This window comes from Paenibacillus sp. DRB1-1 (assembly GCF_052119485.1).
GTDB classification, from domain to species: Bacteria; Bacillota; Bacilli; order Paenibacillales; family Paenibacillaceae; genus Paenibacillus; species Paenibacillus polymyxa_B.
The window spans coordinates 1,055,433-1,070,919 of the sequence record NZ_JBODQH010000001.1 but is presented as its reverse complement, the minus strand read 5'-3'; the positions used below and the strand labels follow the sequence as shown (position 1 = coordinate 1,070,919).

The 15,487-nt window shown below is 43.2% G+C and carries 16 protein-coding genes, 4 tRNA genes and 1 riboswitch; of the genes, 14 read left to right on the top strand and 6 right to left on the bottom strand.

From position 1 onward, the window contains the following. Positions 1 to 48 precede the first annotated feature (48 nt). Positions 49 to 810 (bottom strand): DeoR/GlpR family DNA-binding transcription regulator, encoded by a 762-nt coding sequence (locus tag ACQW03_RS04830; protein ID WP_071639941.1) that lies wholly within the window; start codon positions 808 to 810, stop codon positions 49 to 51. A gap of 244 nt (positions 811 to 1,054) precedes the next feature. On the opposite strand from ACQW03_RS04830, the gene ACQW03_RS04825 reads away from it, so the two are divergent. The 6 genes from ACQW03_RS04825 (at position 1,055) to ACQW03_RS04800 (ending at position 3,041) form a co-directional block, all read left to right on the top strand. Then, positions 1,055 to 1,126 (top strand) — tRNA-Glu (locus ACQW03_RS04825). Between the two features lie 86 nt (positions 1,127 to 1,212). Beyond that, positions 1,213 to 1,288 (top strand) — tRNA-Lys (locus tag ACQW03_RS04820). A gap of 15 nt (positions 1,289 to 1,303) precedes the next feature. Further along, a tRNA-Leu gene (locus ACQW03_RS04815) sits at positions 1,304 to 1,386 on the top strand. 163 nt (positions 1,387 to 1,549) lie between these two features. Beyond that, a complete protein-coding gene (locus ACQW03_RS04810; protein ID WP_071639942.1) occupies positions 1,550 to 2,005 on the top strand; it encodes a MarR family winged helix-turn-helix transcriptional regulator in 456 nt (151 codons plus the stop codon). A gap of 185 nt (positions 2,006 to 2,190) precedes the next feature. Next, positions 2,191 to 2,565, top strand: a complete 375-nt coding sequence (locus tag ACQW03_RS04805) for a helix-turn-helix domain-containing protein (protein ID WP_028543045.1) — start codon at positions 2,191 to 2,193, stop codon at positions 2,563 to 2,565. Between the two features lie 92 nt (positions 2,566 to 2,657). Beyond that, positions 2,658 to 3,041: a helix-turn-helix domain-containing protein gene (locus ACQW03_RS04800; protein ID WP_013309253.1), complete on the top strand. Its 384-nt coding sequence runs from the start codon at positions 2,658 to 2,660 to the stop codon at positions 3,039 to 3,041. A 95-nt stretch (positions 3,042 to 3,136) separates the two neighbouring features. Here the strand turns inward: ACQW03_RS04800 and ACQW03_RS04795 are convergent, their stop codons facing one another. Both ACQW03_RS04795 and ACQW03_RS04790 read right to left on the bottom strand, forming a co-directional pair. Further along, positions 3,137 to 3,385 (bottom strand): hypothetical protein, encoded by a 249-nt coding sequence (locus tag ACQW03_RS04795; RefSeq protein ID WP_013309254.1) that lies wholly within the window; start codon positions 3,383 to 3,385, stop codon positions 3,137 to 3,139. Between the two features lie 296 nt (positions 3,386 to 3,681). Then, the gene (locus tag ACQW03_RS04790) at positions 3,682 to 4,419 is read right to left on the bottom strand and encodes an urease accessory protein UreF (RefSeq protein ID WP_104496718.1); all 738 of its coding nucleotides are present in this window, start codon (positions 4,417 to 4,419) and stop codon (positions 3,682 to 3,684) included. Between the two features lie 263 nt (positions 4,420 to 4,682). On the opposite strand from ACQW03_RS04790, the gene ACQW03_RS04785 reads away from it, so the two are divergent. Further along, positions 4,683 to 4,765: transfer RNA gene (locus ACQW03_RS04785), tRNA-Leu, on the top strand. A gap of 146 nt (positions 4,766 to 4,911) precedes the next feature. Here the strand turns inward: ACQW03_RS04785 and ACQW03_RS04780 are convergent. Continuing rightward, positions 4,912 to 5,397, bottom strand: coding sequence for a glutathione peroxidase (locus ACQW03_RS04780; protein ID WP_071639943.1), 486 nt, complete (start codon positions 5,395 to 5,397; stop codon positions 4,912 to 4,914). A gap of 466 nt (positions 5,398 to 5,863) precedes the next feature. Continuing rightward, positions 5,864 to 6,036: riboswitch (cyclic di-AMP (ydaO/yuaA leader) on the top strand. A 115-nt stretch (positions 6,037 to 6,151) separates the two neighbouring features. On the opposite strand from ACQW03_RS04780, the gene ACQW03_RS04775 reads away from it, so the two are divergent. From ACQW03_RS04775 to kdpC, 5 genes are all read left to right on the top strand, one after another. Continuing rightward, positions 6,152 to 6,547 (top strand): hypothetical protein, encoded by a 396-nt coding sequence (locus ACQW03_RS04775; protein ID WP_023987603.1) that lies wholly within the window; start codon positions 6,152 to 6,154, stop codon positions 6,545 to 6,547. A gap of 183 nt (positions 6,548 to 6,730) precedes the next feature. Continuing rightward, entirely contained in the window at positions 6,731 to 6,808 is a 78-nt protein-coding gene (locus ACQW03_RS04770) for a potassium-transporting ATPase subunit F (RefSeq protein WP_071559652.1), read from the top strand. 151 nt (positions 6,809 to 6,959) lie between these two features. Then, positions 6,960 to 8,636, top strand: a complete 1,677-nt coding sequence (gene kdpA, locus ACQW03_RS04765; protein WP_076292447.1) for a potassium-transporting ATPase subunit KdpA — start codon at positions 6,960 to 6,962, stop codon at positions 8,634 to 8,636. A gap of 37 nt (positions 8,637 to 8,673) precedes the next feature. Then, complete coding sequence (kdpB, locus tag ACQW03_RS04760; protein ID WP_076292448.1) at positions 8,674 to 10,704, top strand: potassium-transporting ATPase subunit KdpB; 2,031 nt, start codon at positions 8,674 to 8,676, stop codon at positions 10,702 to 10,704. A gap of 19 nt (positions 10,705 to 10,723) precedes the next feature. Continuing rightward, complete coding sequence (gene kdpC, locus ACQW03_RS04755) at positions 10,724 to 11,455, top strand: potassium-transporting ATPase subunit KdpC (RefSeq protein ID WP_441948499.1); 732 nt, start codon at positions 10,724 to 10,726, stop codon at positions 11,453 to 11,455. Positions 11,456 to 11,587: 132 nt separating this feature from the next. Here kdpC and ACQW03_RS04750 read toward each other — a convergent pair whose 3' ends face one another. Together ACQW03_RS04750 and ACQW03_RS04745 are read right to left on the bottom strand one after the other, a co-directional pair. After that, positions 11,588 to 12,796: an MFS transporter gene (locus ACQW03_RS04750; RefSeq protein WP_071639947.1), complete on the bottom strand. Its 1,209-nt coding sequence runs from the start codon at positions 12,794 to 12,796 to the stop codon at positions 11,588 to 11,590. 13 nt (positions 12,797 to 12,809) lie between these two features. Continuing rightward, positions 12,810 to 13,352, bottom strand: a complete 543-nt coding sequence (locus ACQW03_RS04745; protein WP_071639948.1) for a PadR family transcriptional regulator — start codon at positions 13,350 to 13,352, stop codon at positions 12,810 to 12,812. A gap of 514 nt (positions 13,353 to 13,866) precedes the next feature. Between ACQW03_RS04745 and cysE the strand changes: the two genes are divergently transcribed. Next, on the top strand, positions 13,867 to 14,439 hold the full coding sequence (gene cysE, locus ACQW03_RS04740) for a serine O-acetyltransferase (RefSeq protein WP_071639949.1): 573 nt from the start codon (positions 13,867 to 13,869) through the stop codon (positions 14,437 to 14,439). A gap of 20 nt (positions 14,440 to 14,459) precedes the next feature. Next, positions 14,460 to 15,470, top strand: coding sequence for a SagB/ThcOx family dehydrogenase (locus ACQW03_RS04735; RefSeq protein WP_211201801.1), 1,011 nt, complete (start codon positions 14,460 to 14,462; stop codon positions 15,468 to 15,470). The last annotated feature ends 17 nt before the right edge of the window (positions 15,471 to 15,487 follow it).

Sequence of the window (15,487 nt, the reverse complement as noted above, 5' to 3'; positions counted from 1 at the left end):
CGATATCTCTGTGATAAGTCTTGAGTTCTAGCTAATCGGTTTCGTATTTTATGAGGGTACAACAACTTCCACATCATAATGTTGCAAAATTTCCAGCATCGCTGGTTCTGGCAATCTGTCGGTGATCACGATATTAACTTCAGACAGATCGGCAAAACGATATGGAAAATTGATTCCGAATTTCGAATGGTCCGCAAGGACGATCACCTGATCTGCCTGTTTCATCATTTGATGCTTCAACATACCGTCTTCTTCATGAATCAGGCTTAGTCCGTGGACAGATATACCACCAATCCCGATAAAGGCTTTGTCTACAAAATAGTGAGACAAAGTTGCGATCACGGAGGAGCCATATACATATCGGTGTTCTTTTTGCAGGCGGCCTCCCAGCAGATGTATGGAGACACCGTCTTTTCCAGATAGCACGTCAGCCTGATTGATTGAATTGGTGATGACCGAACATTCCTGCACATTCAGTCTTTCTGCACACGCCTGTACGGTAGTAGAGGAATCCAATATAATACGATCCTTATCTCGTACCATGCTGGCAGCCAGTTGTCCGATCACTTGTTTCTCCTCGGATACAGTAAGTAGTCTTTCATTATAATTTCCAATTGGATCGTGATGAAGTGTAGGGAGAAGAGCGCCGCCGCGGGTGCGAATAATTTTTTGATGCTCTTCAAGTTTTACGAGGTCTCGACGGGCCGTATCTCGTGAAACATTGAAAAATTCACAAATATCATCCACCGAAATACGCTTATGAAGCTGTAAGTAATCAACGATTTTTAACATTCGTTCTTCCTGATACATAAAAAGCTCCTCTAATATATAATTATTTCGGTATCTCGTAAGTGATTATAAGTAAATTCAAGTGATATTGCAATCATTTATCGCTATTTTCAGGATTTTAGTGATTTTGGATAAGGCATTGTAAGTGAATGCGAATTTTGTACTTATAAAAACTGTTTTTTTTAAAATTTTAGAAATAAGTATTGCCATCCGTTATTCTATTTGGTATACTCTTTCTTGTCGCCAAGTTGGCGCATAATAATAAGGCCCGTTGGTCAAGGGGTTAAGACACCTCCCTTTCACGGAGGTAACAGGGGTTCGAATCCCCTACGGGTCATTGTTGTCTTTATAGACTACATGTTGCATGCTTAAGGGAAATTCCTGAGGTCTGGTCTAATGGCGGACAGCTTGGATGAACTGCATGAGCCATTAGCTCAGTTGGTAGAGCACCTGACTTTTAATCAGGGTGTCGAAGGTTCGAGTCCTTCATGGCTCACCATTTATATTTTGTTATGCGGTCGTGGTGGAATGGCAGACACGCTATCTTGAGGGGGTAGTGAGCGTACGCTCGTGGAGGTTCGAGTCCTCTCGACCGCATCAATGGAATAAACGGAAAAGTCTCTCGCGGTAGAGGCTTTTTTTATTTGTTTAGTGATGTAATAAAGTAATGATTATGATGAAATAATGATTCCATAGTATAATATAACGCCATAATGTTATAGAATGATAAGTATAAACTTATGAAGTGACGGTGAAAAATATGGACACTCAACTGTTAGGAAATATATCAGAAAATATTTTGGGCTTGTTTCCGATTGTGAAGAAGAAATTTTTCACCTACGGTCCGCTCGATTTCCCATTACACTTGTCACCTAATAACTTTCAGGTGCTAATGCTTCTGCGTGAAGTGCGTTCGTCTACGGTATCAGATTTGTCCAAACAGCTCAACGTCTCACGTCCGAACATGACTCCTCTTCTGGACAAACTGGTGGAGCATGGGTTGGCTGACCGCCAGTCGTGTGATTCGGATCGCAGAGTCGTGAATGTGGCGATTACACAGGAAGGCGATGCTTTTTGTGAACAGGTATTTCATACCTTCTCCAATAAAATTCAAGAAAGACTGGTGTATCTGCCGGAAGAAGATTTATTGCATCTGAGTGAAACTTTGAATGAATTGAAGCATATTTTACTTAAAATTGACAACATTGCTACGTGATTGGCGTAACTGGACTGGCTTAAAGACCGCCCTTTCTTCGGAAAACAGGCGGTTTTTGTTGCGTGTTGTGGTATAATGGAAACCAACATACATAATTCGGTAATTTTAGCATACGTGATCTTTGAAATGGGAACAGAGAACATGATATCGTTATTTGAGAGCCTGCTAGGGAGGAAGGAACTTCTATGCAATCTATTTACCATCGCATTGAGGAACTCATCAAGGAACGGGGAATGACGAAAAAGGCGTTCTGCCAGCAGTTAGGCATTAGTACAGGGAACTTCGGGGATTGGAAAAGAGGAAAAACGACGCCGGGCACGAATAAACTCATTGAAATTGCTTCATTTTTTGATGCCAGTCTGGATTGGATCATGCTGGGTCGGGATGTACAGGGTGAGGTGCTAAAGGAGTCGCAAGACCCTTATTTTTTTGGCGCTTCAGGGCAACTGAATTGCCAGGGGGAACCGCTTAGTGAGGCGGAAAGAAATTTTATACTTGAGTATATTGAATTTACCCGCTTTCGTAAAGAGAAAAACCAGCGCAATTCTACTATGGGGTAATGGTGCTTAGGATTTGATGAGGATTACTAATGAGTAAGGCTGAAAAATGAAAATTATTTCAGAAAAAGTTACTGTGTCGGAGGGGAAACATTTTGGGAGATCAAACTATTTATCAGCGGATTGAAGCTTTGATTAAGGATCGCGGAATGACCAAGAAGGCATTTTGTGAAAAACTTAAAATCAGTTCAGGGAATCTCGGTGATTGGAGAAGGGGTAAAACAACGCCGGGTACCACCCATTTGATTCAGATTTCGGACTTTTTTAATGTATCGCTCGATTGGTTAATGAAAGGGATTAAGCCAGGAGAAGGCGTACTTCAGGAGCAGAAGGCTGCTTATTTTTTTGGAGTGATGGGGCCACTGAATTGCCAGGCAGAAGATCTTGAGACGGAAGAACAGAATTTTATTTTAGAATATGTTGAATTTGCGAAATACCGTAAGCAAAAAAGTGAGAAGGATAAAACAAAGCCGGAATAATTTTTTGGCTAAAGATGTCTGGGTTGAAAACCCGTAAACGAACTGGAGGGGTTCGCTTTACGGGTTTATTTGGTTTCTTGGTGATATGGAATGACCTATATGTAACTGGAATGCTTGTTAGGTTTAGAGTGCGGTGCCTCCTTATAATCGTTATCGTCGATGTTCAGAATTGCAGCAACTTGTTTTCTGTACCTTTGTGCTTTGCGGGTGCCGTGAATCAGATTGGACAAGCGTGAAGGCGGAATATTGTGTGTCTCACAAAATGTTTTCTGATCCAGTCGAAGTTCGACAAGCCGTTGTTTGATGGCCCACCCGAAGGAGGTGACAGGCATTTTGTTGTTCAAGAGAAATCGCCCCTTACGGATTCTTGCGGAATAATTGGTGTGTTATAATAATCATCAGTAAACATGTTAGAATTAACCATCTAACACTATGATACACTTTTATACGTGTTTTTACAATCGCAAATGCGTCATTTTGTTGAATTAATTACTTAATTAAGTGCTAGGTGGTTCTGATAATCCGTCTAGAGTCTGCCAATGGTGTGAATTGCGATTATATGTGGACCAAAAACACTCTGCCACCTGAGGAAAGGGACAGAGTGTTTTTGGTGTTGTGACCACATTGGCGAAACGACGCATCAGGGGGATGCAGGAAGGCGTTTGAATAGACCTGAGGAGGAAAACAGTCTAGGTTCATCCGATTGGCTATTATGGCTCGTATAAAGAGGTAGAGTGATGTAGGAGCTGGACCAATGTCTGTGAAGAAGGCGACGCTGGAATGCAGTTGGCTCAGGCTCGTTAAGCTTCTTCCAGGCGGAGAGCAGCTCGCTTGTCATACGCTCCATAAGAGGGTTCTTTTCCTCATAAGGAGGATTGAGTAATTTGAAGGCATCTTCCACACAGGAGGACACCGCTGCGCTAAGATAGCCGTGAACGGTCTGTTCTACATCGTTTCCGAGGAGGAAGTTAATCCAGGTGTGAACGGTAGCGAGTGTGCCAATCGCATTGTATTGAATGAGTATGGATTCCAACTGGTCAAATTCAAGCCAAGGATAAAGAGCCTTAGCGAGCTTGAGCAGACGCTGGCCGGATAGACGAAACTCCTTCACATGCTGCCAGGAGGGACGTTGGGTATGCAGCATCTTATCAATGAGGGCGATCCGCCAACTGTCATTCTGCTGGATGGCGACATACAGACTTTTGATAGCCATGCCGTCAACGGTTGTAAATTGAGGATACAAATCATCCAGCATGTAATGTTCCAGGTCTTGTAGACTGTTCAAATGTCCGTTACGGAATAGTTTCTCCAGTCCGTTAAAACGGGTGAAGCCACCAACAGGTAGGGAAGGGTCCAACAATAATGCATAGTTCAGCAAACGGTTGCCTTTATGCAAGGTGGTTCGCCTCCTCGAAGTGAATCCTTATGTTATGTTATTTAACTCTTTACTTTGGGGAAACAAACTGTATTCGAAATATATGTAATATATATTTACATTTAAATAGCTTTTGTGTCAAATTAAATATTCTTATCGCTCATATATGTTAGTTAAAATAACATATAAAATAATTATTATGTTTTTGTTTACAAATAGTTGATGAGAGAGTATAATAAATCTGTTGCCTCATTACATTATGATTTGCGGTCGTGGTGGAATGGCAGACACGCTATCTTGAGGGGGTAGTGGGCGTACGCCCGTGGAGGTTCGAGTCCTCTCGACCGCATTATATGCAAGACTCAGTTAAAAAAGCATCCTGACACGGTTTACGTGAAGGGATGCTTTTTTTGTTAAGCATTTTTCGTTATATCCTTTAGCCACAGAAGCAACGGTAGACAATAGGTCATTTATTAACTGTGATAAAGAAGGATGTCAGTTTTGCTGCAAAAGCTGCTCTATATCTCCCGCCAGCTTATCTGGAGTGGTTTGCGGTGCATAGCGCTTAAATACGTTACCTTCTCGTGTAATTAAGAATTTAGTAAAATTCCATTTGATCGCTTTAGACCCTAATACCCCCGGAGCAGTTTGGGTCAAGTAGCGAAATAAGGGGTGCGCTTGATCGCCATTGACATCTGTCTTGGCGAACATCGGAAAGGTAACACCATAATTGATCTGGCAAAACTCGGAAATCTCCTCGCTGGAACCTGGCTCTTGTTTGGCAAATTGGTTGCTGGGGAATCCCAAAATTTCGAGCCCCTGTTCATGGTACTGGTCATATAGCTCTTGTAGCGCTTTGTATTGGGGGGTTAACCCACATTTGCTGGCAGTGTTCACGATAAGCAGAACGTTCCCTTCATATGTGGATAACGGAATTTGTTTCCCTTGCAGGGTTTGCGCATCATATTCATAAACGGTCATAGTATCTCTCCTTATTCAATATTCAGCAATTAAATTGTAAGCAATTAAAAGCGAGGTTGCAAGTTTTGAAAAGCTGTATCAAGCCTTTAGCCGCTGTAAAATCGTATTTTGTTCAAAACAGTAAATCGCACCGCAAATGGAGCGAATTAAGGTGTTTCTTCTTATAAAAGCGGGTTCAATCGGTGTTTAGCTGGTACATATAGCGTATTTTCTTCTCTTTTTACAAAAAAAGGCCAAAAACGCCCTACCCTACGCCAATATTGACATGCTTGTCATTTTTGAAAAGGGATGAAAAACAGAGATTGAAGGAGCTGTGATAAGCATAGTAGTATTGTAAGCGCTATTATTAATATCCTAGGCTCTAAAGGCCGATTTATAACCCCGCAGTTGAGCTTTACAGTCTTCCATGCGCGGGTGTATGATTCAAGACGTAATTTCAAATTAACTTGAATGAAGCAACAACGAAATGTCTATAGCGCTGAATTTTGCAGTTGCAAAAGCGGGGGAACCAATCGAGACTGTACGGCTTCGGAAGCCGTGTGTCTCATGGGGTGAATTTTCCGGTCAAGTGCCAGAAATAGGGCGACTCTCACGTCCGAATCCGACAGCTAACCTCGTAAGCGTACAGGGAGAGGCAACAAACCGCCGTGTGCAGCCATGGTTTATTTTATCATGGATATGTAAGAAGCCGGAGGAAAGCCTTTTTCCTTCGGCTTCTTTTTGTTGTCTTTTTATACCGGGAGAGGAGCTACTGATGGAAGGTCGGTTAATTATTGTCACTGCACCGAATGAAGCGGGCAGAAGTTTTGTGAAATTGCTTATTTTCAAAAAATTGGCGTTTGCAGTTCTGACGAATAGCGCCCAGGAGGAACGACAGCTCAAAAAAATGGGTGTGGAGCACATTGTCCGCATCAATACTATGCAAGCAGGAAAATGGAATTTTCCAAAAAAAGAAATTGGTAGTGTGTATTTGTTCGAGAACAGCTTGAATCTAACTTGCCGTTTCCTGCAAATATGTCGGCCGCTAACATCGGAATCGATCTATGTTATTACGCACGGCTGTAATCCACAAGGAATTTATCGGGGATTGGGAGCGGATCATGTGATCTACACATTGAACGGAGAGGTGGGTTTTCTGCTGAACGGATAAGCACTTATAACATAGTTGTTTTATGATTTTATGATCAAATAAGAATGGCGATCTGAGGACCGATACGGAGGGTATAATCATGATGGATATATACATGTTGCTCGTCATGGCTGTGAGTTATGGAGTGATACTGCTGTTTGTACGCTGGTGTGATGCGCAGACCTCTAAAGGAGGACGAAGAGGATGATCGTTATACTTGGGCTTACGGCTATTGTGTTTATGTATTTAATCTACGCACTCCTGAACCCTGAAAAGTTCTAGTCAGCTATAGGGGATAGAGCGGGCGGGAACAACAGATCTGAATATTAAGCATCATAGGTAGCGGGTTTTCGCAAACGTGTGCACACAATTGGTGCTCTGGAAGCAGGTCTGTTGTTCCAAACGCAGGAGCATTTTGAAGGAGGAATAAAGGATGGAGCTGCTTCAAATTGGAATTGTGATCGTCATATTGCTGCTCTTGGTAAAGCCAGTGGGCACTTATATGTATCATGTATTCTCGAATGAACCCAATCGGACGGATCGGATTTTTGGCGGAACAGAAAAGCTGATTTATAAGATAGTAGGATTGAAGAAGCTGGAGAGCATGCGTTGGACTACGTATGTTATGAGTTTCATTGCAACGAATGTCGTGCTTGTGGCGATCAGCTACTTGCTGTTGCGTATACAGGGAATGCTTCCCGGTAATCCTGCGGGAAACAGTAATATGGAAGCATCACTAGCTTTTAATACGGTAATCAGCTTTATGACGAATACGAATCTCCAACATTATAGCGGAGAAAGCGGGCTTACGTATCTGACACAGATGGCGTTCGTCACGATGATGATGTTCACTTCGGCTGCTTCCGGTTTTGCGGTTGCTGCGGCTTTTATGAGGGGATTGACGCGGCGCGGTGAAGGGATGGGCAATTTCTTTCAAGATTTTATTAAAGCCATTATAAGAATTTTCCTGCCGCTGGCCTTTGTGCTTACGCTGGTGCTGGTTGGATTGAAGGTACCACAGACGCTACAGCCTACGGCGGATCTTACGACACTGAGCGGAACACAGCAGCAGATTTCTATGGGACCCATTGCTTCTCTGGAGTCCATCAAGCATTTGGGGACAAACGGGGGCGGTTATGCGGGAGCTAACTCTGCGCATCCTTTTGAAAATCCAAGTCCTTGGACGAACGTGCTGGAAATTTTGGCAATGTGGGTAATGCCGGCTTCATTGCCGTATACCTTTGGATTGTTTGCCCGTAATCGTAAACAGGGCTGGATTATTTTTAGCTCCATGATGGTATTGTTTCTAATTTTTCTATCCATTACGTATGTGTCTGAAAAGACAGGTAATCCGTTAATCCAGACACTGGGTGTGGATGCTTCTCAAGGAAGCATGGAAGGGAAAGAGGTTCGTTTCGGCATTGGACAATCGGCTTTATTCACTGCGGTCACAACAGCGGCAACGACAGGTTCGGTCAATAATATGCATGATACACTAACCCCACTGGGTGGTATGGCTGCTTTGGGAGAAATGATGCTAAACGTCATTTTTGGCGGCAAGGGTGTCGGGCTGATGAATATGCTGATGTATGCGATTCTGGGTGTGTTTATATGCGGACTGATGGTCGGGAGAACTCCGGAATTTATGGGAAGGAAGATTGAAGGCAAGGAAATGAAGCTGATCGCGATTGCCATTTTGGTACATCCGTTTCTCATTCTCGCCCCAACTGCACTTGCATTTATGAGTCATTGGGGATACGATGCGGTCACTAACCCTGGCTATCACGGGTTGACTCAGGTGCTCTATGAATATGCGTCATCTGCCGCAAATAACGGTTCGGGATTTGAAGGTCTTTCGGATAACAACGTATTCTGGAATATGACAACGGGGATGGTTATGTTCTTCGGACGATATGTATCTATGATTGCATTGTTGGCTGTGGCGGCTTCGTTGAATGCCAAAGCACCGACTCCGGTGACGACGGGGACACTGCGCACGGACAACAAGTTATTTGGAGCTATTCTGATCGGGGTCGTGCTGCTGATTGGTGCGTTGACCTTTTTACCCGTCATCGTATTGGGACCTGTTGCTGAATTTTTGACCATGTGAAGAAGAAAATGAGAATGGATGAACGGGGTGTTTGATCATGAAGGAACAGCGCAAACACATGCTGGACAGAAGCATCTTGAAGCATGCGATCAAGGATAGCTTTATAAAATTAAATCCGATGATTATGATGAAAAATCCTGTCATGTTTGTCGTGGAGATCGGTACATTGGTCGTGCTGCTAATGTTACTGTTTCCCGGTTATTTTGGAACTGGCAAGGAATTGGGCTTTAACCTGGCCGTGTTTGTTATTCTGTTGTTTACGTTGCTTTTTGCTAATTTTGCCGAAGCGCTCGCGGAGGGGCGGGGTAAGGCACAAGCTGCCTCTTTAAAAAAATCCAAGCAGGATACGCAAGCTAACAAGCTCATCGGAAATGACATTCAGGTGGTTAGCTCAACCGAATTGCGTAAGGGGGACGTGGTTATTGTCTCCCAGGGCGAAATGATCCCAAGCGATGGTGAGGTCATTGAAGGCCTGGCTTCGGTGGATGAATCTGCAATTACGGGCGAATCGGCTCCGGTCATCAAGGAATCGGGTGGTGACTTTTGCTCGGTAACCGGCGGGACGCGAGTGGTCAGTGACCGGATTAAGGTGCGGATTACGACAGAGCCGGGCGAGACATTTATTGATAAAATGATTTCGCTCGTGGAAGGCGCACAGCGGCAAAAAACGCCGAATGAGATTGCACTGAACACTTTGCTGATTAGCTTAACGATTATTTTTCTAATTGTAGTGGTTACGCTAGCGCCGATTGCCCGTCATTTTAATATTGATTTGCCTGTTCCTGTGCTGATTTCGTTGCTAGTCTGTCTGATTCCAACCACGATTGGAGGACTGCTGTCAGCCATCGGGATTGCCGGTATGGACCGGGTCACCCAGTTTAACGTGTTGGCCATGTCAGGCAAGGCGGTAGAAGCTTCTGGGGATATCAACACGATGATTCTGGATAAAACAGGTACAATCACCTTCGGGAACCGAATGGCGAGTGAATTCGTGCCTGTAGAGGGCGTGGAGAAGGCAGAGTTAGTGACGTGGGCAGCGATTAGCTCTATGAAGGATGAGACGCCAGAGGGTCGCTCAGTTCTCGAATTGATGCGCAAACAGGAGCATACGTTGGATGCATCCTTGGCAGCAGGTGGAACTTTTATCGAATTCAAGGCGGAGACCCGGATGAGTGGTCTGGATCTGGCCGATGGACGAAAGGTACGCAAGGGCGCGGTGGATTCTGTTCGGCAATGGATCGTATCGCAAAACGGCAGTGTTCCAGCCGATCTGGAGGAAAAAGCGAATCAGGTAGCCTCTGAAGGAGGTACACCGCTGGCAGTCGCGCTGGATGATCAGATATACGGCATTATTTATCTGAAGGATACAGTGAAGCCAGGCATGAAGGAACGGTTTGATCAGCTCCGGGAAATGGGTATCCGTACAATCATGTGCACCGGAGATAATCCACTGACAGCAGCTACAATTGCACGAGAAGCGGGTGTGGACGACTTTGTAGCTGAGAGCAAGCCGGAGGACAAAATCGCGGTTATCCGACGTGAGCAGGAACAGGGTAAGCTGGTTGCCATGACCGGAGACGGCACCAATGATGCACCTGCGCTGGCGCAAGCGGATGTCGGTCTTGCCATGAATAGCGGTACAGTCGCGGCCAAAGAAGCGGCTAATATGGTGGACTTGGATTCCGATCCGTCCAAAATTATTGAGGTGGTCGCGATCGGCAAGCAGCTGCTTATGACGCGCGGAGCATTGACAACGTTCAGCATTGCGAACGATGTTGCCAAATATTTTGCCATCATCCCGGCGATGTTCATGCTGGCCATTCCACAAATGGGCGCTTTGAACGTCATGGGGCTTGGCTCCCCGCTGTCCGCTATTTTGTCGGCGCTGATCTTTAACGCGGTTATTATTCCGCTTCTGATTCCGCTGGCCATGAAGGGTGTGAAGTATAAGCCGATGAGCTCGGATCGCCTGCTGGGACGGAATTTGCTGATTTACGGTCTGGGCGGTATGGTCGTACCGTTTGTTGGCATTAAGGCCATTGATTTGCTGGTGCATTTGTGGATTTAGCGCAGAAAGGGTGAACGACATGAGTGGTTTTTATCGGATGATGTCTGGACGCAGATTTGCTGCGCACGAAAAAGCCGAATTTGGCGGGCAAGGTCATAACAAACGTACAGGGACCGGGACAGTGTCGGGAGGACAACCGGAGAGACAAGAGATGCGAGGAAGTGCAGTTATTGGAGTGGCTTTGCGAACTTCAGTGCTGATGATTCTCTTGTGCGGTTTGGCATATCCGCTAGTCAGTACAGGAGTAGCGCAGGTTCTGTTTCCACAGCAAGCAAACGGCAGTCTGCTTCGTGACGCGGAGGGGCGGGTGGTTGGCTCCGAACTGATTGGGCAGTCCTTTGCCGATTCGGCGTTTTTTCAAGGTCGGGTATCGAGCGTTAATTACAATGGGGCTGGTTCAGGCTCAAGCAACTACGCGCCGTCGAATCCAGCCTTGATACAGCGAGTAAAGGACTCTATTGCGGATTGGCAGAAGCATAACCCGGATGTACCCGTCAGTCAGGTTCCGGTGGACCTGATTACGAACTCCGGCTCCGGTCTGGACCCGCACATCTCGCCACAGGCGGCACGGGTGCAAATTCCGCGCATTAGTGGCTTGACGGGTATCCCGCAGGATCAACTGAGAGCACTGGTGCAGGAGCAGACAGAAGGCCGCAGCGCCGGGGTGTTCGGTGAGCCGCGTGTGAACGTGCTCAAGCTGAATCTCGCGCTTGAGGCGCAAATAAAGGTAGAGCAGCCTGCCAAGCCATAGATGGATCAAAAAAAGGTATTCCTGAGCGATAAGCTTGAGGGATACCTTTTTTTCAGGAATTGGAATGCTCTAAAATAGAAAAATATACAAGAAAATGTTTTATTCCTTATGGGGATATGAATTCTTGTTCACTTATTTACTTAGCTTTACATTGCTTGATGAATTTTTGGCTTTCTTTAAGGCTGAAGCGAGTACGAACATGTATATAAATACAATAATGCCTATGATTAAATAAGAGAACTTAATATTCATTAGATCCGTGAGAGTACTGCTCAAAATAGGGCCGATCATTAGGCCAATTGAGTATGCCGTGTTATAGAGTGCAAAAGTAATTCCATAAGAATGAATTCCACTTCGTTGAGAGATATCAGCAAGTTGAGGTAAGCAGGGAGCAAGGACCATACCCATGCTAACTCCTAAAACAGCTAAAATAACAGCTTGAAGCGATAATATTGCTGGAAGTACAGTCAGAGGAAGTGCAATGGATACCATAAGTAGACCGAGGAGAATTCCATTTTTATAGCCGATTTTACTAGAAAACTGTCCTATAAAAGGTGTTGCCAGGCCATAAGCAAGCGTGGGAATAGCAAATAATAATCCAATAATTCCTGGGTTAGCGCTAAAATTGTGCTGTAGGTGTAACGGTAATGTTGGCTCAAGTACGCTTGGGATGGATGCGCCGATAATCACCACTCCAATAACCAAAAGCAAATCTTTATTTTTCATGAACGAGAAAGGGGAAATATACTTTTCATTTTTCGCTTCCGGAATATCATGCAGGAGGATTAGTCGAAGTACAGCATCGATGACGGCCAAGGAGATGGCAAAGTAAAAAGGAAGCTGGTAACTTCCCCATTGATACAACCAACCGCCAATTGTCGGTCCAAGAAGGGTTCCGGCGGCTTGACCGGATAATGCCAAGCCCATGGCTTTACCACGTTCTTCAGAAGGGTATAGATCAGCCAAGAGAGCGAGTCCTGCTGTCCAGGTCATTGCGGCTGCAATTCCCTGAAAAGCGCGTGCCACTACAAGCAGCCAGAACGTGTGGGCTATGGCAAACATTAAAGTGGAGGCTATGAGTCCAATTAACCCCCATAATAGAGGTGTCTTTCTCCCAATCCGATCTGTTAATAGGCCAAAAACAGGTGTAGCTATAAATAATGCGATTGCATAACTGCTGAATAAAAATCCGATTTCAGTTTGAGTTGCGCCCAGAGAATCTGCATATCTTGGCAAAATGGGAACGACTAATCCATAGATTAACATATCAATGAATACAGCTAATCCGACAACAATTAGTGCAGCTTTTTGCTTATTTTGTGCTCCTTTACTCAGTTTCATTATTACATCCTCCTCATAAATTTCTTCTGATTTCCTCTTTAATTTGTTTAACAAATTTTAATTGAAGCTCGCATTGATCATAAATATTTCTGAAAATTAACATGACGTTTACGGGGATATCCATAATTTCAGCTTTTTGTTCTTGCCCTAGTTTCATTTCCTTATAGATTTTTTCGATGGCTTGCTGCTGAAAACTTAAAGCTTCTTCAATTTCATGGAGCCCAGCCTCATCCATAAAAGTTAAAGCTGTGTACAGTGCTGTTGGAAACACAACAGAAGATTCTTTAAATGATTCGATTAAAAGCCGACTAAACTCATTTTTTCCTGCCTTCGTGATAGCATATATAGCTTTGGACCGGTTCCCTGTCTGTTCTAATGTTTCTAACTGTACAATTCCTTCTGAATCCATTTTTTTTAAGGCATGATATATGGAAGCTGGTTGCACATAAGCCCATTTATCCGTTTGTGCTGATTGCATTTTCTGCTGTATTTCATATCCTGACATTGCTCCATATTGTAACAAGAGCCCAAGAACCATTACACGTGTCGTACTCAAGATGACATCTCCTCCATAACTTTATTGCTAAATGTTTTATACTAAATATTTAGTAAAGGATTATAGTCGGATTATATCATTACAATCTAATGATGTAAAGGTTTATTCCCTACATACATTCCTCACTGTACCTCATCAAAAGGAGAGCCATACTAACGAAATTAATCGGCTTTGGCCTTGGAGACACTATGGTTGGCCTCAACATCGGAGTTAGATAAGCGGTCCAAATAATCCCTTTATTATAGGATAGTTTTTTACTGATAAAGTCTGATGAATTTATAATAGTTTGCGAATATAAATTTAACCTGGAAAACATTAAATTCATATTTACTTTACGAAAATATGGAGGTAGAATATTTCTTGTGAAACATACTAAATATTTAGTATTTTATGTTTTTTAAAAAATGTATAGTTATTAATGTTTTCTATTAGAAAGGAGGGAACATATGAGCAGTTTATAATGATGCTTACATTTACATCGGAAAGGTACTTTCTGCAAGGGGAGTGATCCGAAATGTTAAGCAAGGTGATCAAGGATATCCGCTTTATTAGAGAAATGGATCCAGCAGCACATAGTTGGATTGAAATAGTATTATGTTATCCAGGTTTTCATGCTTTGATAGTCTATCGTTTATCCCATTTACTTTTTGAGGTTCATTTGTATTTGTTTGCACGAATATTATCTAATTGGGGCCGTTTTTTTACGGGAATCGATATACATCCAGGTGCGAACATGGGGGATGGGATTTTTATAGATCATGGTATTGGAGTTGTAATAGGTGAAACCGCTGTAATAGGGAACAATGTGACAATATACCAGAATGTTACTTTAGGAGGCACTGGGAAAGATGTGGGGAAAAGACACCCTACTATTGGAAACTGGGTTGTCATAGGTGCTGGGGCCAAAGTGTTGGGCCCTATCAAAATTGGCGATTACTCAAAAATAGGAGCAGGTGCAGTAGTATTAAAAAATGTTCCCGCCAATTGTACCGTTGTTGGTGTTTCGGCAGGCATAGTGAAATGGAACGGATATTCAATCATAAAAAACAACCAGCATATTAAGTCAGTGGTCAGATATTTTAAATGATCATATTTAGAGGAGGAACTATGATGCATAAGCAAATCCCTGTTCAATTGTCTAAATTAATCCAGGATGAAGCTGATTATTTCTGGTCTCCATCCGTTCGTTGGTGTAAAACAGAGGACGCCGTTGAAATTGAGCATTCAGTATTCTCTGGTATAGCACTTGAACTATTTCCTGAATTGTACTACATAACGCAAAAAGGCATAAAGCTGGAATCTCTTATCGAGCATTATTCTCATTTAAATCAGGAATTTCTTGTTGATTTTATTAAACATCTAATTAATGAACGTATATTAGTAAGTTCTATATTATCCCCTCAAGAGCTTCTTTATCCACATAATTATCTCGTACACAACCCTCACCACGAAGACACTTTCATCGATCCGGAACGATACAATCGCTTCAAACAAAAAAAGCTTGAACGCACATTTTCGAATGTTATGGAGTACGATCTTCCCTTAGAGGATGTTTCTTTTCCGGAAGAAATTGTAAATCGTAGATCTTTTCGTAATTTTGATATAAACCGTAAACTTCCATTTAAAACATTTTCAAAGCTAATCTCTGTTTTTAAACAGACTATAACCGATCGGGAGATTCGCTATTTCTATGCAACCGATGGCGGCCTATATCCAATTGATATATTCATTTATGTAAAAGATGCCCGGATAGAAAAGGTGAAGGCTGGTTTATATTACTATAATCCTGTACGTAATATGCTTCAAATGGTAAGCAGCGCCTGTGTTATCACACAGGAAGCGCATTATGCCCAAAATCAAGAAATATTTAGCACATCGGCTTTTTCTGTATTTATGGTTTATAACAGCGAGGTTACAATGCCGAAATATGGTGGAATGGGCTATTTGTATGCCGCTATTGACTGTGGAATTATGGTGCAACTGTTGACCCAAGTAGCTGAGCTGGAGCAGGTGGGGTTGTGTTCTATTGGTGATATGAATTTCCGTAAAATTAAAAAATATTTCAAACTAAATTCCAGTCAGGTTATGCTGCATTCCATTGAAGTTGGGCTCAAGTAAATAGAACGATGGAACCT

Coding starts and splice junctions, on each gene's coding strand:
- kdpB (WP_076292448.1), top strand. CDS start 8,674: ATGAAGGAACAGCGCAAACACATGCTGGACAGAAGCATCTTGAAGCAT.
- ACQW03_RS04770 (WP_071559652.1), top strand. CDS start 6,731: ATGATCGTTATACTTGGGCTTACGGCTATTGTGTTTATGTATTTAATC.
- kdpA (WP_076292447.1), top strand. CDS start 6,960: ATGGAGCTGCTTCAAATTGGAATTGTGATCGTCATATTGCTGCTCTTG.
- ACQW03_RS04780 (WP_071639943.1), bottom strand. CDS start 5,397: ATGACCGTTTATGAATATGATGCGCAAACCCTGCAAGGGAAACAAATT.
- ACQW03_RS04805 (WP_028543045.1), top strand. CDS start 2,191: ATGCAATCTATTTACCATCGCATTGAGGAACTCATCAAGGAACGGGGA.
- ACQW03_RS04775 (WP_023987603.1), top strand. CDS start 6,152: ATGGAAGGTCGGTTAATTATTGTCACTGCACCGAATGAAGCGGGCAGA.
- kdpC (WP_441948499.1), top strand. CDS start 10,724: ATGAGTGGTTTTTATCGGATGATGTCTGGACGCAGATTTGCTGCGCAC.
- ACQW03_RS04735 (WP_211201801.1), top strand. CDS start 14,460: ATGATGCATAAGCAAATCCCTGTTCAATTGTCTAAATTAATCCAGGAT.
- ACQW03_RS04750 (WP_071639947.1), bottom strand. CDS start 12,796: ATGAAACTGAGTAAAGGAGCACAAAATAAGCAAAAAGCTGCACTAATT.
- ACQW03_RS04810 (WP_071639942.1), top strand. CDS start 1,550: ATGGACACTCAACTGTTAGGAAATATATCAGAAAATATTTTGGGCTTG.
- ACQW03_RS04830 (WP_071639941.1), bottom strand. CDS start 810: ATGTATCAGGAAGAACGAATGTTAAAAATCGTTGATTACTTACAGCTT.
- cysE (WP_071639949.1), top strand. CDS start 13,867: ATGTTAAGCAAGGTGATCAAGGATATCCGCTTTATTAGAGAAATGGAT.